The organism is Nocardia sp. NPDC059236 (assembly GCF_042754085.1).
Classification (GTDB): Bacteria; Actinomycetota; Actinomycetes; order Mycobacteriales; family Mycobacteriaceae; genus Nocardia.
This window is the reverse complement of sequence record NZ_JBHZAF010000126.1, coordinates 1-1,014: the sequence shown is the minus strand read 5'-3', so window position 1 is coordinate 1,014 and position 1,014 is coordinate 1. Positions and strand designations below refer to the sequence as shown.

The 1,014-nt window shown below is 69.4% G+C and carries 1 protein-coding gene; it reads left to right on the top strand.

Annotated features, from left to right (window positions below):
• Positions 1 to 1,014, top strand: a 1,014-nt coding sequence (locus ACFXIV_RS48395; protein ID WP_379421600.1) for a molybdopterin-dependent oxidoreductase, incomplete at both ends; no start/stop codon positions are given.

The window sequence follows — 1,014 nt, the reverse complement described above, 5'->3', positions numbered from 1 at the left end:
CCGGGAGGCCGACTTCCGCGAGTACGTTCTGGACTACACCAACGCCGCGACCATCGTGGGCGAGGACTTCCGCGACACCGAGGACCTGGCCGGCGTCTTCTCCGGACTCAACCAGGAGACCGGCCACTACGACGTGGCCAGTTGGCAGTACGAGGGCGACATCGTGCAGGCGGCGGCGGGGCAGCGGGACGCACTGTACGAGGAGCGCACCCAGCAGGGCCGTACGCTCGCCGGGGCGGGCAAACCCGAGTCGCACGGCTCCGGCGGCGCCCCCGTGGCCGGGAACCGGGAACACGACCGCACCCTGCGACATCCGCGCTGCGTCTACCAGATCCTCAAGCGGCACTACGCGCGCTACACGCCCGAGATGGTCGAGGAGACCTGCGGCATCCCGCGTGAGACGTTCGAGGCGGTGTGCCGGACGCTGGTGGACAACTCCGGCCGGGAGCGGACCTCGGCGTTCGCGTACGCCGTCGGCTGGACGCAGCACACGGTCGGCGCACAGTACATCCGGGCCGCGTGCGTGCTCCAACTGCTGCTCGGCAACATCGGCCGCCCCGGCGGAGGCATCCAGGCGCTGCGCGGACACGCCAGCATCCAGGGCTCCAGCGACATCCCCACCCTCTTCAACCTGCTGCCCGGCTACATCCCCATGCCGCACGCGCACCAGCACGAGGATCTGGACACCTTCGTGGAGGCGATGCGCGCCGACAAGGGGTACTGGGGCGAGCTGCGCTCCTATCTGGTCAGCCTGCTCAAGGCGTACTGGGGCGAGGCCGCCACCGCCGAGAACGACTACTGCTTCGGCCACCTCCCCCGGCTCACCGGCTCGCACAGCACCTACGACACCGTGCTCGCCCAGCTCGCCGGGGAGTGCAAGGGCTACTTCCTGTTGGGCGAGAACCCGGCCGTCGGCTCGGCCAACGCGAAGATGCAGCGGATGGGCATGGCCAATCTGGAGTGGCTGGTGGTCCGCGACTTCTCGCTGATCGAGTCGGCGACATGGTGGAAGGA